Raw genomic sequence first — 22,240 nt, forward strand, 5'->3', positions numbered from 1 at the left:
CCGGGCACCCGATCGGGTGCCCGGCCTCCGCCGTACTCATGTCCCCCCTGTGCGCCGGAGGCGGCCGAGCCGCTGCCCGCGCACGGGTGTCAGCACACTGCCGCCTGCGCCCGGGTCCGCGCTCCACCGCCCGCACGGGGGTGTCAGCACCGGAGCCGGTGTCAGCGCCGGCGCTCGCGGGCGGCCGTCAGTCGGCCGCGGACGGCCGCGTGGACCTCGGCCTCCTCCGCCGGGTCGGCGGCGAGACGCCGCAGGCGCTCCAGCACGCGGGCGTCGCCGGTGGTGGCGACATGCCGGGCGGCGAGCTCCCTGGTCGACTCCTCGCAGTCCCAGAGGCACTCGACGGCCGGGCCCTCGGGGAAGTGCACATCGGTGGCGGCGAGCGCCCTGGCGGCGCGCCCGCGCAGTTCGGACGAGGCGGCCTCGCCGTAGATGTGGCGCAGGACGGGGACGGCTCCGGCGGCGGCCAGCCGCCCCGCACCGTCGACCAGCGTCCCGAGTCCGGCGCCGCTGGCCCCGCGCACCGAGACCCAGCGGCGCAGCCCGTCGACGACCAGCGGCGCGTCGCCGGGTTCGCCGGCGTCGGCGAGCAGCTGGACGGCGGCCTCGCCGAGGGCGCTGTCGGCGCCGCCGGTGTCGGGGTCCGCCCAGCGGCGGGCGTGGGCGAGGGCCTCCGGGCCGCGCATCCGGCCGAGCAGTTCCAGGGCGGAACGCACGATCCGGTCGTCGACGTCGGCGGCGGCGGCCTCGATCAGCTCGGCGGCCGCGGGGTCGCGGCGGTCGACCAGGTGGCGCAAGGCGGCCCGGCGGGCACCGGGCAGGCCGGTGCGGGCTGCGTCCAGCAGGACCGGGCGGTCCTCCGGGCGGACGACGGCGGCGAGGCAGCGGGCTGCGGCGGCGGCCCGGCGGTCGCCCGCGTCGGGGCCGTCGCCGTCGGACTGGCCGTGGCCGGAGCCGCGGTCTGGACGGTCGGTCTGCGAGAAAGCGCCGGCGCCGAGGTTGCCGAGGTCGCCCTGGTCGGCCCAGGCGAGCACGTCGGCGGTGCTCCAGCCCGGGGTGACGCCGCTGCGGTTCAGCTGGCGCTGCCAGAGGTCGAAGGGTGACTGCTCGCTCGCCGCGGCGACCCGCGGGTGGTACGCGGCCCACAGCCGCCAGGGCCGGGGCTCGTACGCACCGCGGATGGTGGTGCGCAGCTCGGCGTCGCCCTCGGGGCCGGGTGGGAAGCGGTCGAGTACGGCAGTACCGAGGAGCAGCAGGCCGCGGTCGTCGTCGCGCAGCGCCAGCTCGTCCAGGGCCCAGGACCAGTTGGTGCCGGTGGCGGCGTACTCGCGCAGCATCAGCAGCGCGTCGCGCCGGCCGTAGGCGGCGAGGTGGCCGAGGACGGAGAGGGCGAGCCCGGTGCGGCTCTCGTCGTGCTCGACGAGGTCGGCCGGGGAGTGGAGGTGGTCCTCGATCCCGTCGAGGGGGGCCTCCAGTTCCATGTACAGGCGCGCGTAGTAGAGGGAGCGGTTCTCGACCTGCCAATCGGCTCTCGGGTCGCTGGTGACGCACTCCTCCAGGGCGGCGATGGCCTCGGTGCGGTCGGCGGCCAGCGCATGGAGCTGCCCGTCACCGCGGCCTCGCTGCAGGAGGCCGAGGAGGCTGGCACTGGGTGCTATCACTGGCTCGAACATGAGGTCAGCATCCGTTGCGGCGGTCGTAGTGGCAACGGGATTTCCGTCGCCGGGGTCTCTGGTCAGGTACTGCGGGTGGGCGCCCGGGCGCCGGAATCACCGAAGGTTACCGCCTGAATGGCCCCGCCGCACACAGGGCGATCGGCCCTCCCGCCCCATTGGCATATGCCACGGGAATTCTGCAAGGATCTGTTCAAATCCCCCACGGGGAGGATGCGGCTGTGCGACAGTCGTCTCACAGCCCCCCGCCCCCGGCCCCGTTGGACCCGATATGAGCCTGCCCTCCCCCGCCGCCCGGCCCCCGGGCACCGCCGCGGAGGCGGGCGCGGCCGGACGGGCCGACGCCTCCGGGACGACCGACACCCGTCCGGCCCCCGCGGCCGCCGCCGGGTCGGTGCCCGGCCCGGACAGCGCCGCGGACGGCGACACGAACGGCGCCCCGGACGACGAGGGCGACCCCGAGAACCCCGCCACCCCTCACGACCCTGCGACCGACCGCTGCCCCGCTCCCGTTCCGGTCCCCGCCCCCGGCACGACCGGGACCGCCGAATGGGACCTGCTGACCGACCACGTCCACTGGTCGCCCGAGATCTTCCGCCTGCTCGGCTGTGATCCCGGCCTGGGCCCGCTCAGCCTCGACCGCCTGCCCGACCGGCTCGCCGAGGCGGACCGCCCGCAGCTGCGCCGGATGATGACCGACGCGCTGGTGCACGGCCGCAGCCCGGCGGGGCTGGTCGAGGTGCACGGACTCGGCGCGGTGGAGTGCGAGGGCGAGCCCGTACTCGGTACGGACGGCACGGTGACCGCCCTGCGGATGCGGCTGCGCGCGGCCTGACGCCGTCCGGAACCACAACCGGGCACGAGCGAGCCCGTACCCGAACGACGCGCGAACGAATGACGCCGAACGAACGACGCGCGAACGAACCAGTCCGTACAACCGTGCCCGTAGGGCCCGGGGCCCCAAGGACCGGACTGCAAGGACCGGACCACGAAGGCCGGACCACGAAGGCCGGGCCGCGGAGGCCCGGGGCTCAGGCGAGCTTCGGGCGGTTCTTCGAATCCGCCACCCGCAGCTCGCGCCCCAGCTCGGCGCGCAGCTCGTCGACCTGCGGCAGGCCCCGGTAGCGGGCGGTCAGCCGGTACATCTCGCGCAGGCGGTCCCAGGTGCGGTGCGAGGAGTTCTGGCCGATCAGGTTCATCACCATCTTGGTCTGGAACGCCGCCGCGTCCGGCTCGCCGGTCTGCCAGTGCACCGAGGCGAGGGTGATCCGGTCGAACAGCGCGGAGCGCAGCTGCCCGGTGCCCTCCCGCAGCCTGATGACCTGCTCCGCGCACCGGCCCGCCTGCCGGGCCGCGCCCGGGTCGTGCTCGGCGAGGGTGCGCAGCACCAGGGCCTGCATGCCGCGGAGCTCGGCCTCGTCGAAGACCTGCATCCAGGACGGGGTGGGCTCGGTGTTCTCCTCGGCGAAGAGGTCCTCGGCCTCGCCGAGCAGCCGCCGGGTCTCCTGGGCGTGGCCGATCGAGGCGTGCGCCCAGGCCTCCACGGTGTTCAGCATGGCCCGGGTTCTGGGCAGCGCCCGGGCGGTGCCGCCGGCCCTGGCGGCCGACATCAGGTCGAGCGCCTCGTCGGCCCGGCCGAGGTGCACCATCTGGCGCGCCGCCCGGGAGATGGCCTCGCCGGCCCGGGGGCGGTCCCCGGCCTCCTTGGCGGCCTCGGCGGCGATCACGAAGTACTTCTGGGCGGTCGGTTCCAGGCCGACGTCGTGCGACATCCAGCCGGCGAGCACGGCGAGGTTGGCGGCGACCATCCACAACCGCTGTTCGACCGCCGGGCTGTGGCGGTGCGTCAGCAGGCCGCCGACCTCGTTGAGCTGGCCGACCACGGCCTTGCGCTGGAGGCCGCCGCCGCGGGCGGCGTCCCAGGCCCGGAACACCTCCACCGAGCGCTCCAGCGCCTCGACCTCGTCGAGGCCGACCGGGCCGGCGTCGTACACGTCCACCACCGGGCGGGCACCGCCCTGGGTGAGCACCTGCCTGGGGCCGGGCACGGAGGCCGCGTGGGCGACCGCGTCCCCGCCGAGCCAGCCCTTCAGGGAGTCGGCGATCGCCGCCCCGGCCGTGAGCGCGGCGCCCGCGCCCACCAATCCACGTCGGTTGAGCATGAGGTCCATTCCCGTGAACTCGGTGAGGACCGCGGCCGTCCGATCCGGCTCCCAGAGCACTGAGGGGGGCTGCGCCGCCCCGGACCTGGTGGGCCGGTGTCGTTCCAGACCGAGGTCCTCAGTGGTGACGACACGGCCGAGCCGCTCCGTGAACACGGCCGCCAGCACCCTCGGCACCGGATCGCGGGGGATCTCCCCCTGCTCGATCCAGCGCCGGACCCGCGAGGTGTCGGTGGAGAGCTGCTGCTGCCCCATCGCGGCACCGCGCCGGTTGACCAGCCGTGCGAGCTCGCCCTTGGACCATCCGGTCAGGACGAACAGATCGGCGAGTCGGGTGTTGGGTCCCTTGCTCAAGTGAAGCCCCCAGGTTCCTCGGCTGCTTCGAAACTAGCGCTCCGTCATGTGCCAGGCGAGCATTCGCCAGGCTTCGCCAGGGCTCGCCACATTACGTACCAGTGCCGTCCGGGTGTGATGTAGAGGTGCGCCACCTCGCCCCTCGGGTCGGGAGGCGCCCCACGGCGGCACCGGGGTACTCCCCCGGACGTGTCGGGGGGCGTTCCCGGTCCTCACCCGAGGGGGTGGCGCGGCCGGGTGGCGCGGGGGCGCCGGGCACGGCCACGGCAGTCCGGCCGCCGCATTCCCCAGGGTGCGGCGGCTCCGGACGGCCGCAGCAGGGGTGAAGGCCCCGCGTCCGTGCCCGGCGCTCGCGCTCCACCCGTTCGCACCGATCAGGGCCGCCACCGCGCCAGGAGCACCGCGGACCGGCCCCGCCCCCCGCCCCAGGGGGCAGCCCGTCGACGGACCAGGAAGGGACCACCCTCACCCCATGTACCCCTCAGCGACCTCCCCCGCGGCAGCTTCGCCCCGCACCGCGCTGCGCCCCCCCACCGCAGCCGCCGGCCGTCCGGGCCCCAAGCAGCCGCCGCAGAGCCGCCCCGCGGCGCCGCACGGCACCGACGGCCGGAGCACGGACGCGCGGGGCCAGGCCGGTCGTACGGCGCTGGGGCTGCGCACCGCCGAGCCGACCGCGTTCGGCGTACCCCGCTTCGCCACCCCGCGCCAGGGGGCCGTCCGCCCGGGCATCGTCCGACCGGGGGCCGTCCCCCCCGGCGCGGCGCACCCCGGCGTCGGCCGGACCGGACCGGAGCGGCTGCGCGGACCGCAGCGGCCCGGCCAGACCGGCGGCCCCGAGCGGATCGACCCGGCCGCCCTGCAGACGCCGGCCGTGCGGGCCGCGCTCGCCGGGGTCGCGCGGATATGCCCCGCGTTCACGCCGCGCCAGGTGCTGCGGGAGGGCAGCCGCCACATCCTGGTCGCGGGCACCATCGGGCGTGCCCCGGTGGTCGCCAAGTGCCTCGCCCCGCAGGCGTCCCGGGCCGAGTACTTCGAGCAGCTGGTCGCCGACTTCCACCACGAGGTGGCGGTCTACCGCGCGTTCGTCCGGCACCGTCCGCCAGTGCGGCTGCCCCGGCTGGTCGCCGCCGACCACGACCGCTGCGTGCTGGTGATGGAGCGGGTGCCCGGCCGGCCGGCCGCCCGGGAGCGCCACCCGGTCAACGCCCCCACCCCGGGCGAGATCCGCGCGGTGCTCGGCTCATTGCGCACGCTCAACCTGTGGCGCCCCCCGACCGAGGTGTTCCAGCCGCGCCTGGACTACGGCCTGGAGATCGCCCGCTACCACTCGGTCGGCCAGCTGACCGACCGGGACGCCGGCGACCTGCGCGGGCTGCTGCACGGCCTGTCGCAGACCCCGCTGCAGCTCAACCACGGGGACGCGCTGCTCAGCAACGTGCTGCTGGCGCCGTCCGGGCCGGTGCTGGTCGACTGGGAGCAGGCCGGCTGGTACCTGCCGGGCTACGACCTCGCGGTGCTGTGGAGCGTGCTGTCCGGCGACACCGCGGCCCGCCGCCAGATCAGCCAGCTCGCCCAGAGCGGCGGCACCCTCGCCCGGGACGCCTTCCTGGTCAACCTGGTGCTGGTGCTGATGCGGGAGATCCGGCTGTACGACGTGCCGGGCGCCGGCGAGGAGCAGCGGATCATGATCCGCCGGCTGTACGACGACGCCGCGCTGGCCCGCCGGGCGGTCCGCGCTGCCGTCGGCACCCGCTGATCCGGGGCCCGCTGATCCGGGGCCCGGGGCTGATCGGGGGCCCGGCGGTCCCCGGAGATCCGGCGGTCCCGCGGTCCCCAGGGGCAGAGCGGTCGGTGGGCCGGTGGGCCGGTCGTTCGCCGCGGGGTCAGCGCTGGGTGCCGCGCTCCAGGGCGGCCCGGCCGGCGGCGTCGAGGACGGCCTCGTCCGGCGCGGAGTGCACCCGGCTGCTGAGCACGTCGCGCAGGTAGCGCTCCAGCGGGTGGCGCCGGCTCAGGCCGGGGTTGCCGGTGAGCGCGACGGCCTGCTGCACGGCGGCCGTCGCGGCGCGCGCGGCGAGCAGGTGGGCGGGGCCGGTCCGGGCGACGGCGTCCGGTTCGACCGCGTCCACCCGGGGGGCCAGGCCGTGGACGAGCTCCTCGGCGCCGATCAGCTGGGCCTCGATCTCGCCGAGCGCACAGCGGTAGCGGGGCAGGGTGCCGAGCGGCTCGGTGAGGTTGGCCGGGGTCCGCTGGTTGAGGAAGCGGACCAGCCAGTCCTGGGCCGAGCGGGCCACCCCGACGGAGACCGCGGCGAGTGCGAGGTCCCGCCAGGCGCGGGTGAGTTCGGCGGCGGGCACGGCCGGGGCGCCGTCGGCCGGGGCCGGGCCGCCCCGCCGGGAGCCGGCGGGTCCGCTGCGGGCGGTGGCCGGGCCGCCGAGCCCGAGCGCCAGTTCGGCTGGGACCCGGACGTCCGCCAGCACCACGTCGTGGCTGGCGCTGGCACGCAGGCCGAGCTGGTCCCAGGTCGGGTCCACCTCGACGCCCTCGCTCTCGCCGCGCACCAGGAACGTGCCGACCCGGGGCACCGGTTCGTCGGTCCGCGCGGTCACCGCCATCCAGGCGAGCGCCTCGGCGCCGGCGCAGTACGTCTTTCGGCCAGTCAGCAGCCAGCCGTCGCCGTCCCGTCGGGCGATCGTGGCGGGGAGTCCGCCGTGCCCGCCCGGCTCGGCGGCGAGCGTGTTCACCAGGGCCGGACCGCGCCGGGACTCGGCGAGCAGCCGCCGGTAGCCGGCGGTCGGCCAGAACGCCACCCGGGCCTGCTCGGCGTGCTGGAGCAGGGTGAACGCGGTGAGCACGGCCACCGAGGCGTCGCCGCGGCCGAGTTGGCCGAGCACCCGGACGGTGTCGGCCAGCGTGCCGCCGGGGCCCCCGTACCGCCGGTCGACGGTAAGCGTGAGCAGTCCGGCCTCGTGCACCGCCTCGATGCCCTGGTACGGGAAGGTCGCGTCCCGGTCGTGCTCCTCGGCGCGGGCCGCGAGCAGGTCGACCACCCGGGGCAGGCCGGCCAGGGCGGCGGCGACGGGCGAGGGTTCGACGGCGGTCGTGCTGGTCATGGGGAGGTGCCTCCGGGCGGCAGCGTGGCTCGGCAACTGCGGGCGGCACGCCGGTACGGGCGTGCGGGACCGGTCGGCGGCCCGGAGGTGCTCGGTGCACGGCCCGGAGCGGCCCGGCCCTGGGGCCGACCGCGTACCGCCTCGGGGACGGATCCCCTCAGCGACCCGGACACACCGCGCTGGCGGTTCGCCGCAGGTCGAGGTAACTGCGGCGGGTCAGCAGCGGGAGACGGCACGACATGTTCGCGACTGTACGAAGCAGTGATCGAAACCGTCAAGCAGCGCCCGGGGAGCGGTACCGGCCGGACCGGTCGTACCGGAACCGGCGCCGCCGGTACGGTACGGCTGCGACCTGCACGGGCCCGGTTCCGGACCCGCCCGACCGGGCTGCGCACCGTCCGCGGAACTGGCCGGAAGCGGCCGGTCCGGAACCGGAATCAGCCCTGCTGGAACATGTCCGCCGGAAGCGGCTTGAGCAGCTGGTAGAGGTCGTCCGAAATCGGCCGGTCCCAGGAGGCGATGGTGACCTGGACGCCGTCGCTGCGCCCGAACTGGGAGCAGAACACCCGCTCCTCGCTCACCTTGACCTTCTTCACGATCAGCAGGTCGTCCCCGAGCATGACCGGGAAGTCCTCGGCCGAGACGAACTCGACCGGTTCCTCGTTCTCCAGCGCGGCCAGCAGCTGCCGGATCTCGAACGGGACGCTGTCACCGCTGTCGCGGGCCGGCGAGCCCTCCGGCAGGTTGCCGATGAACATCGCCGGGCCTCTGCCGCCGAACAGGTCGTAGCGCAGGAAAATGCCCTGGCAGGAGCCGTCCGGGCCGGTCATCATGGCTGCACCGAAGTCGCCGGGCCAGTCGCCCGGATCCATCGCGAGCACGTCGAAGTCCGGGCCGGTGGGCTGTCCGGAGCGACGGCGGAGAAAAGACATGGGAACATCGTACGTGCCCGGCACACCGCCTTCGCGGGGTGGGTCGGGCGGTGGTCGGTGATCCACGCTCAGAGACCAATGTTGACTCTGAGCAACCGTCCGGGCTACGTTCGGTTCAGCACGACAGCCGTTCTGGGTCTCACCCTCCGGGGGGACGGCATGTCGCAACGCGGCCCTACACGCGTTTCCCTCACTGTGCACATTGTCGTGCCGAACCGCCGAGCACCCAGCTTCGTCGTCCGCACACCGCACAGCACACACACAAGCCAACAGTTCACATGTCACAGAGCAAGGTCCGCGGGGCCCCGGCCCGTCGCACTCGCGGACCTGCTCGGGACGCCGCCGCGTGGGGGCGTGCGGGTCCCGAGCAACGGCACCGGCTCCGAGTCGCTCTCGGTTTCGGCGCCACCCTCCCGGCGACTGCCGGCCCCATTCGTGGGGTCGGGACCGGCCGACGCACCCCGGTGCGCAGGGGATTACTGGGAGGAGGTCCGGCAGCACTGCCGGGCCGCACAGCAGGCGCCGTGTCTGGCCGCGTGGGGGCGGTGGGCACGGCGTCTGCCTGTGCTCATACTGTGAGCTGCGTTTGTCCAGCAGTCAACAGAAATCCTGACGGGTCACGCTCAATCGTGATCTGACCGCAAGCGTCCCGAAACGGACAGGCCCGAAAGCGGGTCCCGGACGGGACCCGCTCGGCCGAACGGGTGGCGACACCGGGCCGGCACACGGCCCGGCCGACACCCTCAGGTCAGGTCGAACTCGCCGTCCCGCGCCCCGAGGACGAACGCCCGCCACTCCCCCGGGGTGAAGACCAGAACCGGCCCGTCCTCCTGGCGCCCGTCCCGCATCCCGATGTAGCCGTCCACGAAGGCGATCTGCACGTCGCCGACGCCCTGGCTGCTGCACAGCCACTCGGCACCGGTGAAGTCGACCCTCGGCTTCCCGTTCGCCGCCGGCTGCTGGATCCCCCCGGCCGTGCCCACGGACTGCGCTCCCCCGGCCGTCCCCGTGGACTGCGGCCCCACGGACTGCGCTCCTAGGGTCTGCGCTCCCACGGTCTGCGCGACGGACTCCCCGGCCGTCTCCACGTTCGTCACTGCGGCTCTCCTCCCGACGTCCTGTCGACAGCCAGCCTAGTCACACCGCCGCCCCTGGTCGGCGGAGTTGACGAGGACTCCGCCCGCCCGTACCGAACCGCGCCCGACCCGCCCCGCCGGGCGCCCCGCTGTGCTAGGGCGTGTCCGGGGCGCGCGCCAGGGCCTGTCCGGGGGCCGGACGGGGCCCACGGCGCGTCGCGCGTCCTGCGGCTCGGGGCGGCGGACAACTGCCAGAGTGTGGGAAGCCCCGACCGAACGCCCCCAGGAGCAGCCGATGAGCCGCCGGGACGGCACCCGCGCCGATGTCATCCCCATCTCCGACGCGCCCTCCGCCCACCCCCCGGCGCCCCGCACCCCGCCCGGCCGCACCCCGCTGCCCCGCCCCACCCCCGGCCGGCCGCCCGCGCACGGCCGGGTCGGCGTCGTGCTGGTCTCGCACAGCCAGGAGCTGGCCGCCGCCGTCGGCGCGCTGGCGATCACCCTGGCCTCCTCCGACTCCCCCGCCCCCGTGGTCGGCACCGGCGGCACCCTGGGGGACGGCCCCGGCATCAGCGCCGTCCTGGTGGCCGCCGCCACCCGCCGGGTCGACCAGGGCCACGGCGTGGTGATCCTCGCCGACCTGGGCAGCGCCGTCGGCACCGTACGGGCCCTGCTGGCAGACGCGGACGAGCACGGACTGCCGTTCCCCGTGCGCTTCGCCGACGCGCCGTTCGTCGAGGGCGCGGTGGCCGCCGTCGCCACCGCCACCGCCGGCGGCGACCTCGCGGCCGTCCTGGACGCCGCCGAGGAGGCCTACCGGCACCGCAAGGACTGAACCGCGCACCGGACGCCCGACGGGCGGGACCCGGGCCCTCGGACGGCAGCCGAGGTGCCCGGCAGTCGACATGCCCGGCGGCCGGGTGGCCGGCCTCCGCGACTTCTTCACCGTTCCGGCCCACGGCCGGTGACCGCCCGGCTACGATCGGCGCTGGACGGGCCGCGGGGCCCGCCGCTCGGAGGGGGGATCCTCAGGCATGCGCGTGGTCGTCACCGGCGGAGCCGGGTTCATCGGGGCCAACCTCGTCCGGGCGCTGCTCGCCAGCCCCGAGGTCGACCAGGTCCGCGTCGTCGACAACCTCTCCACCGGCCGCAAGGCCAACCTGGCGGGCACCGACGCCGTGCTGTTCGAGGGCAGCATCCTCGAACCCGGCCTGCTCGACGAGGCGTTCACCGGTGCCGACGCGGTCGTCCACCTCGCCGCACTGCCCTCCGTCCCGCGCTCGGTCGCCGACCCGCTGGCCAGCCACCACGCCAACGCCACCGGCACCCTGGAGGTCCTGGAGGCGGCCCGGCGCGCCGGCGGCCTGTACGTCGCGGCGGCCTCGTCGTCCTCGGTGTACGGCGCCAACCGCGAACTACCCAAGCGCGAGACCATGCGGACGGCCCCGATGAGCCCGTACGCCGTCAGCAAGCTGGCCACCGAGGCGTACCTGGCCGCCTACCACCACTGCTACGGCCTCGGCGTGCTGCCGCTGCGGTTCTTCAACGTCTTCGGCCCGCTGCAGCCCGCCGGGCACGCCTACGCCGCCGTGGTGCCCGCGTTCCTGGACGCGGCCCTGGACGGACGCCCGCTCACGGTGCACGGGGACGGCGGCCAGAGCCGCGACTTCACCTACGTCGGGACGGTCACCCAGGTGATCACCCAGGCCGTGCTGCGCCGGGTGGTCCACCCCGATCCGGTCAACCTGGCCTTCGGCACCCGCACCACCCTGCTGGAGCTCGTCGGCGAGCTGGAGTCGGTGCTGGACCGCCCGCTGGAGGTCGCCCACACCGAACCGCGGTCCGGCGACGTCCGGGACTCCCAGGCGGACAACTCCCGGCTGCGCGAACTGTTCCCGGACGTCGTTCCGGTGCCGCTGCGGCTGGGGCTGGAGCAGACCGCGGAGTGGTTCGGCACGCTCTGAGGCGGGTGGCGGGGGCGGCGGCGTCCGGGCGGCGGCGTCCGGGCGTCGGCGGGGCCGGCCGGGGCCGTCAGGCGCTGACTGCGCCTGCCCAGTCGAACACCGCCGGGCCCTCCGCCTCCAGCGCCTGCCGGAGCCAGCGGTGCTCGGTCCCGTCCATCGGCGGCAGCTCGTCCAGCGCGAACCAGCCCACGTCCAGCGTCTCGTCGTCGTTCACCCGGGCCGCGCCGCCGACCGCCCGGCAGCGGAAGATCAGCACCAGGTACTGGGTCACGTCCCCGTTCGGATAGGTGACCTCGGGCGAGACGGCGACCGAGGCGAGCAGCTCCGGCTCCACCAGCACCCCGGTCTCCTCCAGGCACTCGCGGACGGCCCCGTCGGCCGGCTGCTCACCGGGTTCGATGATGCCGCCCGGCAGCGCCCAGCGGCCGTCGTCGGCGCGCTGGACGAGCAGCACCCGGCCGTCCTCGAAGACGGCCGGGACTGCGGCACTGAGCCAGAGCGGACGGGTGCCCACGACGGAGCGGAGTTCGGCGAGGAACGCGGGAATGGCCATGCCCGCGACCCTAGTCGACGCGGGATGCGCCGTCCGGCGGATGGTCCGTGGGGTGGTGGGGGCCCGCCGGGTGGTCCGTCGCGCGGCGGGAGTCCGGCGAGCGGCGGGCCAGGGGGCGGGCCGGGGAGCCGACCACCACCTCGCCCGGTGGGACGTCCCTGGTCACCACGGCCGCCGCGCCCACGAACCCGCCCGCGCCGACCTTCCGGCCCTGCAGCACCACCGCGTTGCTGCCGACGGTCGCCCCGTCCGCGAGCAGCACGGCACCCGACACGTTGCCGCCCGGATAGACCGTCACCCGCTCGCCCAGGACGCTGTCGTGCCCGACCGTCGCGTTGTAGTGCACCTGGCTGTGCGCCCCCAGGCGTACGCTGCTCGACACATACGCGCCCCCCATCACCAGGCAGCCCGGCCCGAGGACGGTGTCCGGCGCGACGATCGCCCGGGGGTGCACCAGGGTCGCCGGCTCCGCCCCGAGGCCGTCCAGCAGCGCGGCCAGCCGCAGCCGGACGGCCGGATCGGCGATGCCCACCAGGTAGCGGGCCCCCGGCGGGATCGCGCCCGGCCGCCGGACCGGCAGCCCGCGCACCGTGGCGCCGTGCTGCCGGTCGTCGAGGAACCCCGCGACCGGGACCCCGGCCGCGAGCGCGGTGTCCAGCGCCTCGCGGCCGACGCCCCCCGCACCGGCGATCCAGAGTCCGGCCGGGCGGTCGGTGTGCCGATCGGCCTGCCGGTCGGTCTGCTCGCTGTGCTGCATGTTGGTGTGCTGAGTGTCGCTGTGCGGCGTGTCGGTCTGCTGCGCGGTCGGTCGTCGGGTGTTCAGGAGGCCTCCTCCACGGCGGCGGCCCGGACGGGCTTGGCCAGGCGCGGTGCAACGGCCTGGCGGGGCAGGGTGATCGTCGCACGGACGGCGGCCGCGGGTGCGGGTGCGGGTACGGCCACAGGAGGTACGGCCACCGGCGGTGCGGTGAGCGGTGCGGAGGCCGTGAGCGGCGCGGTGGCGACGGGTGCGGTGGCGACGGTCGCCATGGTGACGGGTGTGGTGCTCGCGGTGGCGGCGGCAGGGGCGTCCACGGGCTCGGTCGGCGCCGGGAAGCCCGGGTTGACGCCGCCGGCCGCGGTGATCCCGGTGGGGCGCAGCAGCACCTTCACCGTCAGGGCGAGGATGTGCAGGTCCACCAGGAGCGACCGGTGCTCGACGTACCAGAGGTCGAGCTCGATGCGCTCCGGCCAGGTGATCGAGTTGCGGCCCTGGACCTGGGCCCAGCCGGTGAGACCGGGGCGGACGTCGAGTCGGCCGCGCTGGCGGCGGGAGTAGTGGACGACCTGTTCGGGCAGGGTGGGCCGGGGTCCGATGACACCCATCTCGCCGCGCGCCACGTTCCACAGCTGCGGCAGCTCGTCCAGGCTGGTGCGGCGGAGCAGTTCACCGAGCCGGGTGATGCGGGGCGCGTCCGGCTCGTCGGGGAACCGTTTGTCCCGCATGGTACGGAACTTCAGGATCTGGAACTCGTTCCCGAACCGTCCGGTCCGGGTCTGACGGAAGAGCACCGGTCCGCCCATCGTGCAGCGGATCAGCAGGGCGATCACCAGGCCGAGCGGTACAGCGACGATCCCGGCCAGAACGGTGACCGCGAGGTCCCCCCCTCGCTTCATGACGGTCCTTCCCCCTGATGCGGGTGATGCGGTGTGGTGTGGGTGGGCTCAGCCGACCGTCCAGGGCAGACCCTTGGCGCGGGCGACGGCCGCGTAGGTCTCCAGCGAGACCCGGGCGACGGTGCGCTGGTCGAAGTGCGCCGTGGCGCGGAGCCGGGCTGCGGCACCGAGCCGTTCGCGCAGGCCGGGCTCGGTGAGGAGCCGGTCCAGCGCGCCGGTGAGGGCCCGGGCGTCCCCGGGCGGGGCGAGCAACAGGTGTTCGTGGTGGCTGCCGATCTCCCGGCAGCCGCGGATGTCGCTCAGCACCATCGGCAGGCCTGCGGCGGCGGCCTCCATGGCGGAGCGCGAGAACCCCTCCCGGTAGGAGGGAAGAACGAAGACGTCGAGGGCCGCGTAGACGGCGGGCATGTCGCTGCGGGCGCCGGGGAACTCCACGCCGGACTCGGCGCCGTGCGCGTCCGGCTTGTCGGGGTCGTCCGGGCCGATCCACACGAAACGGGCCTTGCCGGCCAGCGCCCGGGCCGCCTCGGCGTACTCCCGGATGCCCTTCTCGGCGACCCTGCGGCCGACCCCGCCGACCAGCAGCTCGTCCTCCCCCACCCCGAACTCGGCGCGCAGCCGGGCCCGGTCGCGCGCCCGGGCACCCGGGTCGACGGCGAACCGGGTCAGGTCGACGCCGTTGCCGACCACCCGCGAACGGCGGGCCGGTACGGCGCGGGCCAGGGTGCGGCGGTCCTCCCCGTTCTGGTACAGCTCGGCGTGCGAGAAGCGGCCCGCCAGCGCCTCGGCCCCGAGCACGAACGCCCGCTTGGCGAACGGGTCGTGGGCCTGCGCCCAGAGGCCGTGACAGGTGTTGACCACCACCGGTACCCCGGCGAGGCGCCCGATGATCCGGCCGAGGACCCCGGTCTTGGGATTGTGGGTGTGCAGGACGTCGGGCCGCAGGCGGTCGACCACGGCGAGCAGTTCACGGGCGGCGGCGGCATCGGCGCGCGGGTGCCAGGCCCTGGTGAGCGCGTGCAGCGGTTCGTGCCGGACGCCGATCGCCTCCAGCTGCTCCACGTACGGGCCGGGCGCGCTGATGCCGTACGTCTCGAAGCCGGCCTCCAGATCGACCTTCAACTCGGTGGCGAGGAGGAGGTGGAGGCTCATGTCGACGGTGGTGAGGTGGGCGACCCGCAGCCGGCGCCCACCGGGGCCGCGGAGGCGGGGCAGGACGGGGGGCTGGTGGTCGGGCTCGGGTTGGTGGTCGGGCGGCGCGGGTTGGTGGTCGGGCCTGGGTTCTTGGTCGGGCTGCTGGTGTCGGGCGGGCTGCTGGTCAGGCACGGGCACCCACCGCCTTCGCGGTCGCCACGATCCGGGCGTAGGCCCGTTCGGGTATCAGCCGGCCGTACAGCTTGGCGCGGTAGAAGTCGATCGGATCGGTGCGGCGGACCGGCACCCGGCGCAGCCGTACCGGGTCGCCGCCCGGGGTGTTGCGCCCGACCTCGCCGGTCACGGCGGTCCGGAAGCGGGAGCGCAGGGCCGGCTCCATGTGCGGTACCGGCACGCCCCAGGTGTAGGCGTAGTGGCGCGGGCGGACCCCGAGGTGCTCCTCGACGTCGTCGTTGCACGCGTCCAGTTCCGCGGTGGAGAGCAGTTCGGGACGGGCGTGGCTACGGGTGTGGTTGGCGACCGTGCAGAGGCCCGAGGCCGCCATCTCGCGCAACTGTTCCCAGCTGAGCCCCGGCGCCCCCGTGGTCTTCGCCGTCGACCCCTCCCAGCGCATCTCGCCGCCCACGTGCCCGCTCGCGAGGTACACGGTGAACGGCAGCCCGCGCTCGCGCAGCAACGGCCACGCGTTGTCGTAGACGTCGGCGAACCCGTCGTCGAAGGTCAGTACCACCCCGGGCGTGCGCCGCCCGGCGTCCAGCCGGTCGACGGCCTCGTCCAGCGAGACCACCCGGCCGGCCGGCAGTTCGGCCAACAGGTCCGCCTGGGCGGCGAAGTCGGCGGTCGCGACGTCCAGCTCGTCCGAGCTGCCGCCGCCGACCCGGTGGTAGATCAGGACCGTGGCGCCCTCTCCCGGTCGGTCCCCCACCCGGCTCGCCAGTCGGCGCTTCACCTGGGCACGGATCCCACCGGCAGCCCCGGGCGCGGCGGTGCCACTCATTGCTCCCCCTCTTCAGCGCCCTCCCCGGCGCCTTCAAGTGACCGCCTGTCCGGCGCAGTTGGCCCGTCGACCCGATGGGCCGGTGAGCCGTACCGGTACACCGGACGGGTATCGGACGCCAATCACAGTAGGGGGAACTGTGGGGCTGCTGCCCCGGAATTGTGAAAGATGCGCGGAGGAGTTCGGTGATGGGCCGAAAATCGGCCGATCTGACCGGGAGGGGCCGCCCGGGCGGTTCGCGGGCGGGGCGGGAGGGAGTGCGGACGGCGCCCGGGGCGGGAGGGAGAGGCGCCCGGGCGCGAGTGGTTCCGCGGGGGCGGGGCGGGCGGCGTGGTCAGGGCGGGGCAGCTGGGGGCGCCAGGCGGTGACCCGGGGTTCCGGGGCGTTCGGGTGCCCTGTGGTGCTCCGGGCTCCGGTGCTCCGGGCTCCGGTGCTCCGGGCTCCGGTGCTCCGGGCTCCGGGCTCCGGTGCTCCGGGCTCCGGTGCTCCGGGCTCCGGTGCTCCGGGCCGTATGGGGACTGCGTCTCAGAGCGCGGCGCCGCCGCGGTGGCGGAAGCGGGCGAACACGATCCGGCCGAGCAGCAGGACGCCCGTCGCCAGCGAACCGGCCACCGCCATCGCCCATGCGGGGCCGTCACTCTCCGGAACCGCGAAGGCCACCACGATGCCCAGCACGAGGCACGCCACGCCGATCACCGCGAGCGGGAGCTGGTGCGTGACCAGCCCGGCTCCGCTGCAGTAGTGGTGCCGGCGGGAGCGGTGGAGGTGGTGGTGGGAGTGATCACGTTCCGCATCTGCCATGAGACCCAAGGTACCCCGGGGCGGGCCCGCTGTCCTGTGTCCCCGGGCAGGTGGGACGGGTGGCCCGGGCAGGTGGGACGGGTGGCCCGGCGGGGCGGGGCGGGGTGGCCGGGAGGGGCGGGATGGGGCGGCCCGGGGGCGCAGGGGGAGCGCTGCGGGAGCGCGGGAGGCGGTGATTCCCTTCCCGCCAAAAATCCTCGTCGTCCCGTACAACCATCTACGGGGTGTATCGGTCTCCACTACATTGAGCGATCCAGGAGCCATCCGCGGTGCGGGTTGGGAGTCCCCGCCGCGGACCGGAGAACCCAGGGGGCGGAGCCGCCGCGCCCTGGTGTCGGAGGCGGGCCCCGTCCTCCGGCGGTACCGCCACGCCGCATCGGCGACCGAGGGGGAACCGTGCCGCAGTCCCATGCCATGAAGTCCCGTACCGTGCCGCAGTCCCATACGGCGCCGCAGCTCTCGTCCGTGCCGACGTCCACTCCGTCCGCGCCGGCGCGCGAGCCGGCGCACGGCCTGTACCGGGGCCCTGGGCGCAACCCGGGGCGCCCGGAGCCGGTCCGTACCGAGCCGACCCGTACTGAGCCGGTTCACCCCGAGCCGACCCGCGCCGAGCCGACCCGCGCCGACCCGGTTCACGCCGCCCCCGAGCAGGCGGCTGCCCCGGCGCGCGAGGGGACGCGCCGCGGGTCCGTCCGGCGCCAGGACTGGTTGCGGTTCGCGCCCGTCCAGCCGATCTTCCGGGCCCGGGCGGCGCAGCGGCTCGCCGTCCTCGCGTACCACGGGGTGACGGACCCGAACTCGTTCGGCGCCCAGCTGGACCGGCTGCGAAGACTCGCGACACCCGTCTCGCTGACCGCCGTCCAGCAGGCCGTCGCCGAACGCCGACCGCTGCCCGAACGCAGCGTCCTGGTGACCTTCGACGACGCCGACCGCAGTGTCCTCACCCATGCGCTCCCCGCCCTCAACGCCCGGGGCATCCCGGCCGCAGCCTTCGTGATCTCGGAACTGATCGGCACGGAGAAGCCGTTCTGGTGGCACGAGGCCGACTTCCTCGCCCGCCACGGCGGACGCGCCCGCTCGCTCGACTGCGGGCACCCCGGCCAGTTGCTGCGCCACCTGAAGGCACTGCCCGACCCGGACCGCCGCCGCAGCCTGCACGAGCTCAGGGTGAGCGCCGACCGCCGGCCGCCCCGGCAGGAACAGCTCACGCCCGCCGACCTGATCGCCCTGCGCGAGGGCGGCGTCGCCATCGGCAACCACACCCAGGGGCACCCCTGCCTGGGCCGGTGCGACGACGCCACGGTGCGCAGCGAGATCACCGGCGCCCACGAGGCGCTCACCCGCTGGCTGGGTGAACCGCCGAGCGCCTTCGCCTACCCCGACGGCGGACACGACCCGCGCGCCGAGGCCGTCCTGCAGGAGCTCGGGTACCGGCTCGGTTTCCTCTCCGACCACCGGCTCGGCCCGCGCCTCCCCGAGCACCCCCTCCAGATCAGCCGCCTCCAGGTCGACTCCACCACCAGCACCCACCGCTTCGACACCATCCTCTCCGGCCTCGAACCCGCCTACCGCCGTTGGCGCGGCCAGGCCGTGGCCTGAGGGAGCTGCCGGGCTTCGCCTCCTGACCCTGTTGTGCTGCACACGTTGATCGTTGATCGGTGATCGTTCTCGACCTTTTGTCTGCGCCACTGCTTGCCGATTGCTGACCGCTGTTGTCGCCCCGCTCGCCAGATCGCCCCTTAGACCGACCGGCAATTGGGGGGCGGCGTCGCGTCCCCGGGGCACGCACCTCGCCGGCTTGTCGTCAGTCGCCGATGGCCCCCAGCCTTCGGCCGGGAGGTGCCCCCACCGCATGGACTCCCTCCTCCGCACCGCCGATGCACGCACCCCGACGCCGCTCCTTCACCCACCCGCCAATTGCCGGTCGGTCTTAGATCGCCCCTTGTTCACGCGACCGCTCGACTTGTTCAGCACCGTTGCCGCCTTTGCGGCGTCCGCGGCCACCCTCCCGCCGGGCGCGCTCCCGGCGGTTCGTCGCTCCCCTGTGCGCCGGAAGTCGGACCAGCCGCCGGCTTCCGGCGCACAGGGTTGACGGTGCCGCTGTTATGTAGACCGGTCGACATAATCGGTCCCGAGGGGGGCGGGTGCTGAGTCTCTGGACCGGTCTACATATTCAGTTGGGCATGAGTCTCCTCTGTAGACCGGTCTGCATATCCGTGCTCAGGTCGGGCCGGCCACCGGTGCACGACAGTGAGCTCCCGTCGACGTACGAGCGCGCCCCGGGCGGCACCCCGACTCCGAACCTGCAGGCCGGCCCGAGCCAGTCACGCAAGACGTCCCACCGCCGACCGAACTGCCGGCCAGGCGCGCAGTGCAGCCGGGGCCGTCCGCGACGACGTCCCGTCGAGCCGGCACATCCCGCCCAAGGCGGTCGGCCGTCCACTCACACCCGTCCACCCGTCGGCCATGACATCCAACCGGGCCCGGCGCCCCGGGCTCGGACGGGCGTTCAACGGCGGACGGTCGATGCTGCCACCGACGAGGGCGGTGTCAGCCAGGGTTCCGCCGAGCACGGACGGCCGCACGGTGGCAACCGCCGCACCCACCGCGTGGCGGGTCGGCGCCCAGGGTTCGAACCACCCGCGCTCGGCGCAATGCGGTCGGGGCAACACGTCGACCAGCGGCTCCTCGGGTGCACAGCCCGATCAGCACCAGCGGAACCGGCGGACGCGGCCTGCGGTCGGCGAACAGGCCGTCCACCCGCCGGCAGCGCATCCCCCGCGTGTGGGCACCCCGACTTCCGAGAACAGTGCGAAGCCGGCAGGCGCCCGCGAGGGCTCGGTACAGACTCCATTCTCCCGATTCGCGTCCGGGTCGGGCAGGTGGGCCGACCGCGTCGACCAGGCCCCACCACCGCTGCGGCACCCCTTCGCCGCTCCGGACCGCCACCCCGAGGTCGCCCAGTAGCCGAGGGCCCTGGTCGGCGGTCGCGAGGGCGCCGCGGAACCACCCTCGACGGCGACACCCGGCCCACGCACGGGGCCTCGGCCGTCGCCCTCTCATCCACCAACTGCACTTGACCGGGTTCTCCGACCTGCCGCCCCAGATCAGGCCGCACCCGCCTCGAAGCACCCTCCCCCGTCGCCCAGACCCCGCTGCCAACGAGGTGCGCGCCCGGCCATTCAGGTCCCATGTAGACCGGTCTGCATATTTGGCTTCCCGGGTCTGGGCGGGCTACCGGACCTGCGGCCCGGCTCGACGCGTACACGGCGGCGGGGGTCGCCAACCGGAGACACACGGAGGGAGGAGGGCAGGCCGACACGGACGACGACTCAGCCCCGCCCGCGCCAGAAGTCGAACCCGCCGACTTCTCGCGGGCCACCCTGCCGCGGCACACCGCGCTGACGACCCGCTGCGCAGTGGGCAGTCGGGTGTCAAGCAGCCAGGGTCAGATCAGCGGCCTTGAGCGGTGGGCTGCCAGGTGAGAACGAGTGCGTCGTTGACGGTGGCCGCGCTGGGTTGCTGAGAGCCACCGAGGGCTGCATGGCTCAGTAGTGCTGGTGTACAGGCCTCCAAGGCGTGGGCGATGTCCTGGAGCATCGCGGTGACCGAGGGCCACTGGGGGAGGTCCAGGATCCCGGTCTCGCTGTCCCAGAGGTGTACCGCGCCGCGGGTGTCACCGGGGCGCAGGTCGACGATCGGTCCGTCGCCGCCGGGGCTGAGCGCGATCGGCATGAACTCCCGCTGGTAGCGGGTCTCGGGCCGGCCGTTCGCGTTGGACGAGTCGCCTTCCTGTTCGGCGACCAGGAGCCAGATCCCGTGGGTCTCCAGGGCCTCGTCCAACGTGACGGGGCGAACGCCTCCGGAATCCAATGGCTAGCGCTGACGTTGGGCAGCAGCCACCAGGCCCGCAGGTCTGCGGGCAGGGGCAGACCGAGGCCCGCGTCGAACGCGTCCAGGCGGGCGGCATCCGGTGCGGGCCTCACCGGGGCTTGTCGAGTGTTCGCGGTGAGCCAGGTGCCGATGCGGTTCCAGGAGGTCAGGACGTCGTGATCAGCCGTTGTCATGGCGGGCAGTCTGTCTCACCGGGGTGTCAACAGCCGTAGCGGTGCAGGACTCCCCGTAAGCGGAGCCACCGGTCGGCCCGCCACTGCGGTGCGCGCAGGTGCGGGGAAGGCGGTGTGCTCGTCGAACCGTTCGTGGTGCTGGAGGCCGGGGTGGAGCCGGCCGAGCAGACGGTTGAGCAGGCGGCGCTGGGCGGTGGCGTGCCCGGCTCCGTGTTCGCGGCGAGCGCGGTAGTGGGCTCCCTCGCCCGGCGCGGCGCGCAGGAGGCGGTCGTTCCCGACCGTGCGCCGACCGATGCGGCTCTTCTTGCCGGAAGCACGGGTGACCGGCGCCTCCCCGGCGGAGGCCTTGAGGCCGCGGGCGCCGTCGAAGCGAATCCCTGCGGTCGCGTCGCCGACCTCGACCAGCACGCGGGCGGGTAGCCGTGCCGAGGCCGGAAGCCGAGCAGGATCTCCGCATCGGGGTGCTGGGGGCACAGTTGCTCGACGGCCTGTGCGCGTTCGCCGGCGGCCCGGCAGGTGGCGTCGAGAGGCTGCAGGAGAGCGAGCATCGAGGCATCTGATCGCCGAGCGCGTCCTCGACAAGCAGAGCTACAGGTCGGATGCGCGGCGCGGGCCGGGGTGGTACTCGCGGAGCGGGGGGCACCAAGCGCCGCAGCTCCGGCAGCGATCCGTCGAGTCGTCGAGTCGTCGCCGGGCCGCTCCACAAGGCGCTTCCCGGGCTGTTGGCGCCTGACGGCGGCCAGCCGCTTGAGGTCGCTCGTCGGCGGCTTCGGCCGGAGCGCCGGACGGGCGTTCGGCAGTACGTCCGGGTGGGCGCGGGCCAGGCCGTGCGGTCGGGCCGGGTGGGGCCGGCCTGGCGAGTCCCGTTGGGGAGGCGGGACGCCCCAGGGCGGTTCGGACAGGTGGGGTCAGACGGCGCGGGCGGCCACCGGTGCCGCGGGGACCGCCGGGGCGGTGGTGGTGAAGGGGTCGAGGAGGGCGGCGGCCTCGGGGTAGCGGGTGGCGGCGTCGGGGAGGGTGGCGGGGCGGCCGGCGTGGAGGACGGTGAGGGTGCCATTGCCCGGGGCGGTGGCGCGGCCGGAGTCGGCGATGCGGCGCAGGGCCTGGGCGGCGACGGCGTCCGCGGAGCCGTGCAGGGTGAGCCCGGGGGCGGCGGTCGGGGCGACGGCGGCGCGGATGAGTTCGGAGACGAGTTCGTAGTGGGTGCAACCGAGCACGATGGCCGCGGTGCCGGCCGGCGTGCGGTCGGCGGCGTCGGCGATGGCGGCGGTGATGGCCACGTCGTCGCCGCGTTCGACGGCGTCGGCGAGGCCCGGGCAGGCGACCTCGGTGACCTCGGCCGGTCCGGCGAAGTCGCGGATCAGCCCGCGCTGGTAGTCGCTGCCGGTGGTCGCGGGGGTGGCCCAGATCGCGACGCGGCCGCCGAGTGCCGCGGCGGGCTTGATCGCCGGGACGGTACCGATGACGGGCAGGCCGGGTTCGAGTTCGGCGCGGAGGGCGGCCAGGGCGTGGACGGACGCGGTGTTGCAGGCGACGACGAGGGCGTCCGGGCGGTGGGCCGCGGCGGCACGGGCGCAGCCGCGGGCGAGTTCGGTGACCTCGTCGGTGGCGCGGGGGCCCCACGGCATGCTGGCGGGGTCGGAGGAGAGCACCAGATCGGCGTCCGGGCGCAGCTTGCGCAGGGCGGCGGCGGCGGCCAGCAGGCCGATTCCGGAGTCCATCAGTGCGATCTTCACAGGT

At 75.0% G+C, this 22,240-nt stretch carries 19 protein-coding genes; 5 read left to right on the forward strand and 14 right to left on the reverse strand.

The genetic code is table 11. From position 1 onward, the window contains the following. Window positions 1-161 precede the first annotated feature (161 nt). The gene (locus ACWGB8_RS10415) at window positions 162-1,673 is read right to left on the reverse strand and encodes a HEAT repeat domain-containing protein (protein ID WP_452212186.1); all 1,512 of its coding nucleotides are present in this window, start codon (window positions 1,671-1,673) and stop codon (window positions 162-164) included. Between the two features lie 271 nt (window positions 1,674-1,944). Between ACWGB8_RS10415 and ACWGB8_RS10420 the strand changes: the two genes are divergently transcribed. Then, window positions 1,945-2,508, forward strand: coding sequence for a hypothetical protein (locus tag ACWGB8_RS10420; protein WP_452212188.1), 564 nt, complete (start codon window positions 1,945-1,947; stop codon window positions 2,506-2,508). Between the two features lie 196 nt (window positions 2,509-2,704). Here ACWGB8_RS10420 and ACWGB8_RS10425 read toward each other — a convergent pair whose 3' ends face one another. After that, entirely contained in the window at window positions 2,705-4,189 is a 1,485-nt protein-coding gene (locus ACWGB8_RS10425) for a DNA-binding protein NsdB (protein ID WP_452212189.1), read from the reverse strand. A gap of 652 nt (window positions 4,190-4,841) precedes the next feature. On the opposite strand from ACWGB8_RS10425, the gene ACWGB8_RS10430 reads away from it, so the two are divergent. Next, window positions 4,842-5,945, forward strand: a complete 1,104-nt coding sequence (locus ACWGB8_RS10430) for an aminoglycoside phosphotransferase family protein (RefSeq protein ID WP_452212277.1) — start codon at window positions 4,842-4,844, stop codon at window positions 5,943-5,945. Between the two features lie 127 nt (window positions 5,946-6,072). Here the strand turns inward: ACWGB8_RS10430 and ACWGB8_RS10435 are convergent, their stop codons facing one another. From ACWGB8_RS10435 to ACWGB8_RS10445, 3 genes are all read right to left on the reverse strand, one after another. Further along, on the reverse strand, window positions 6,073-7,299 hold the full coding sequence (locus ACWGB8_RS10435) for an acyl-CoA dehydrogenase family protein (RefSeq protein ID WP_452212191.1): 1,227 nt from the start codon (window positions 7,297-7,299) through the stop codon (window positions 6,073-6,075). A gap of 437 nt (window positions 7,300-7,736) precedes the next feature. Continuing rightward, window positions 7,737-8,231, reverse strand: coding sequence for a hypothetical protein (locus ACWGB8_RS10440; protein ID WP_452212193.1), 495 nt, complete (start codon window positions 8,229-8,231; stop codon window positions 7,737-7,739). Window positions 8,232-8,974: 743 nt separating this feature from the next. Further along, window positions 8,975-9,214, reverse strand: a complete 240-nt coding sequence (locus ACWGB8_RS10445) for a DUF397 domain-containing protein (protein ID WP_452212278.1) — start codon at window positions 9,212-9,214, stop codon at window positions 8,975-8,977. Between the two features lie 487 nt (window positions 9,215-9,701). On the opposite strand from ACWGB8_RS10445, the gene ACWGB8_RS10450 reads away from it, so the two are divergent. Both ACWGB8_RS10450 and ACWGB8_RS10455 read left to right on the forward strand, forming a co-directional pair. Continuing rightward, a complete protein-coding gene (locus ACWGB8_RS10450) occupies window positions 9,702-10,142 on the forward strand; it encodes a PTS-dependent dihydroxyacetone kinase phosphotransferase subunit DhaM (protein ID WP_452212279.1) in 441 nt (146 codons plus the stop codon). Between the two features lie 199 nt (window positions 10,143-10,341). Next, window positions 10,342-11,271, forward strand: a complete 930-nt coding sequence (locus tag ACWGB8_RS10455) for an NAD-dependent epimerase/dehydratase family protein (protein ID WP_452212195.1) — start codon at window positions 10,342-10,344, stop codon at window positions 11,269-11,271. A gap of 67 nt (window positions 11,272-11,338) precedes the next feature. Here the strand turns inward: ACWGB8_RS10455 and ACWGB8_RS10460 are convergent, their stop codons facing one another. From ACWGB8_RS10460 to ACWGB8_RS10485, 6 genes are all read right to left on the reverse strand, one after another. Then, window positions 11,339-11,824 (reverse strand): NUDIX hydrolase, encoded by a 486-nt coding sequence (locus ACWGB8_RS10460; RefSeq protein ID WP_452212197.1) that lies wholly within the window; start codon window positions 11,822-11,824, stop codon window positions 11,339-11,341. Between the two features lie 10 nt (window positions 11,825-11,834). After that, a complete protein-coding gene (locus tag ACWGB8_RS10465; protein WP_452212199.1) occupies window positions 11,835-12,581 on the reverse strand; it encodes a NeuD/PglB/VioB family sugar acetyltransferase in 747 nt (248 codons plus the stop codon). Between the two features lie 62 nt (window positions 12,582-12,643). Beyond that, window positions 12,644-13,480: a sugar transferase gene (locus ACWGB8_RS10470; RefSeq protein WP_452212201.1), complete on the reverse strand. Its 837-nt coding sequence runs from the start codon at window positions 13,478-13,480 to the stop codon at window positions 12,644-12,646. Between the two features lie 48 nt (window positions 13,481-13,528). Next, window positions 13,529-14,806 (reverse strand): glycosyltransferase family 4 protein, encoded by a 1,278-nt coding sequence (locus ACWGB8_RS10475; RefSeq protein WP_452212203.1) that lies wholly within the window; start codon window positions 14,804-14,806, stop codon window positions 13,529-13,531. Further along, complete coding sequence (locus ACWGB8_RS10480; protein ID WP_452212204.1) at window positions 14,799-15,632, reverse strand: polysaccharide deacetylase family protein; 834 nt, start codon at window positions 15,630-15,632, stop codon at window positions 14,799-14,801. Before ACWGB8_RS10480 ends, ACWGB8_RS10475 begins: the two co-directional genes overlap by 8 nt. Window positions 15,633-16,157: 525 nt before the next feature. Next, window positions 16,158-16,433, reverse strand: coding sequence for a hypothetical protein (locus ACWGB8_RS10485; RefSeq protein ID WP_452212206.1), 276 nt, complete (start codon window positions 16,431-16,433; stop codon window positions 16,158-16,160). Window positions 16,434-17,141: 708 nt separating this feature from the next. Here ACWGB8_RS10485 and ACWGB8_RS10490 point away from each other — a divergent pair. Further along, window positions 17,142-18,032: a polysaccharide deacetylase family protein gene (locus tag ACWGB8_RS10490; protein ID WP_452212208.1), complete on the forward strand. Its 891-nt coding sequence runs from the start codon at window positions 17,142-17,144 to the stop codon at window positions 18,030-18,032. Between the two features lie 1,854 nt (window positions 18,033-19,886). On the opposite strand, the gene ACWGB8_RS10495 is transcribed toward ACWGB8_RS10490, so the two are convergent. From ACWGB8_RS10495 to ACWGB8_RS10505, 3 genes are all read right to left on the reverse strand, one after another. After that, the gene (locus ACWGB8_RS10495) at window positions 19,887-20,276 is read right to left on the reverse strand and encodes a hypothetical protein (RefSeq protein WP_452212209.1); all 390 of its coding nucleotides are present in this window, start codon (window positions 20,274-20,276) and stop codon (window positions 19,887-19,889) included. Window positions 20,277-20,515: 239 nt separating this feature from the next. Next, window positions 20,516-20,974: a transposase gene (locus ACWGB8_RS10500; protein WP_452212211.1), complete on the reverse strand. Its 459-nt coding sequence runs from the start codon at window positions 20,972-20,974 to the stop codon at window positions 20,516-20,518. A 434-nt stretch (window positions 20,975-21,408) separates the two neighbouring features. After that, the gene (locus ACWGB8_RS10505) at window positions 21,409-22,236 is read right to left on the reverse strand and encodes a glutamate racemase (RefSeq protein WP_452212213.1); all 828 of its coding nucleotides are present in this window, start codon (window positions 22,234-22,236) and stop codon (window positions 21,409-21,411) included. Window positions 22,237-22,240 lie beyond the last annotated feature (4 nt).

Source organism: Kitasatospora sp. NPDC054939 (assembly GCF_053610105.1).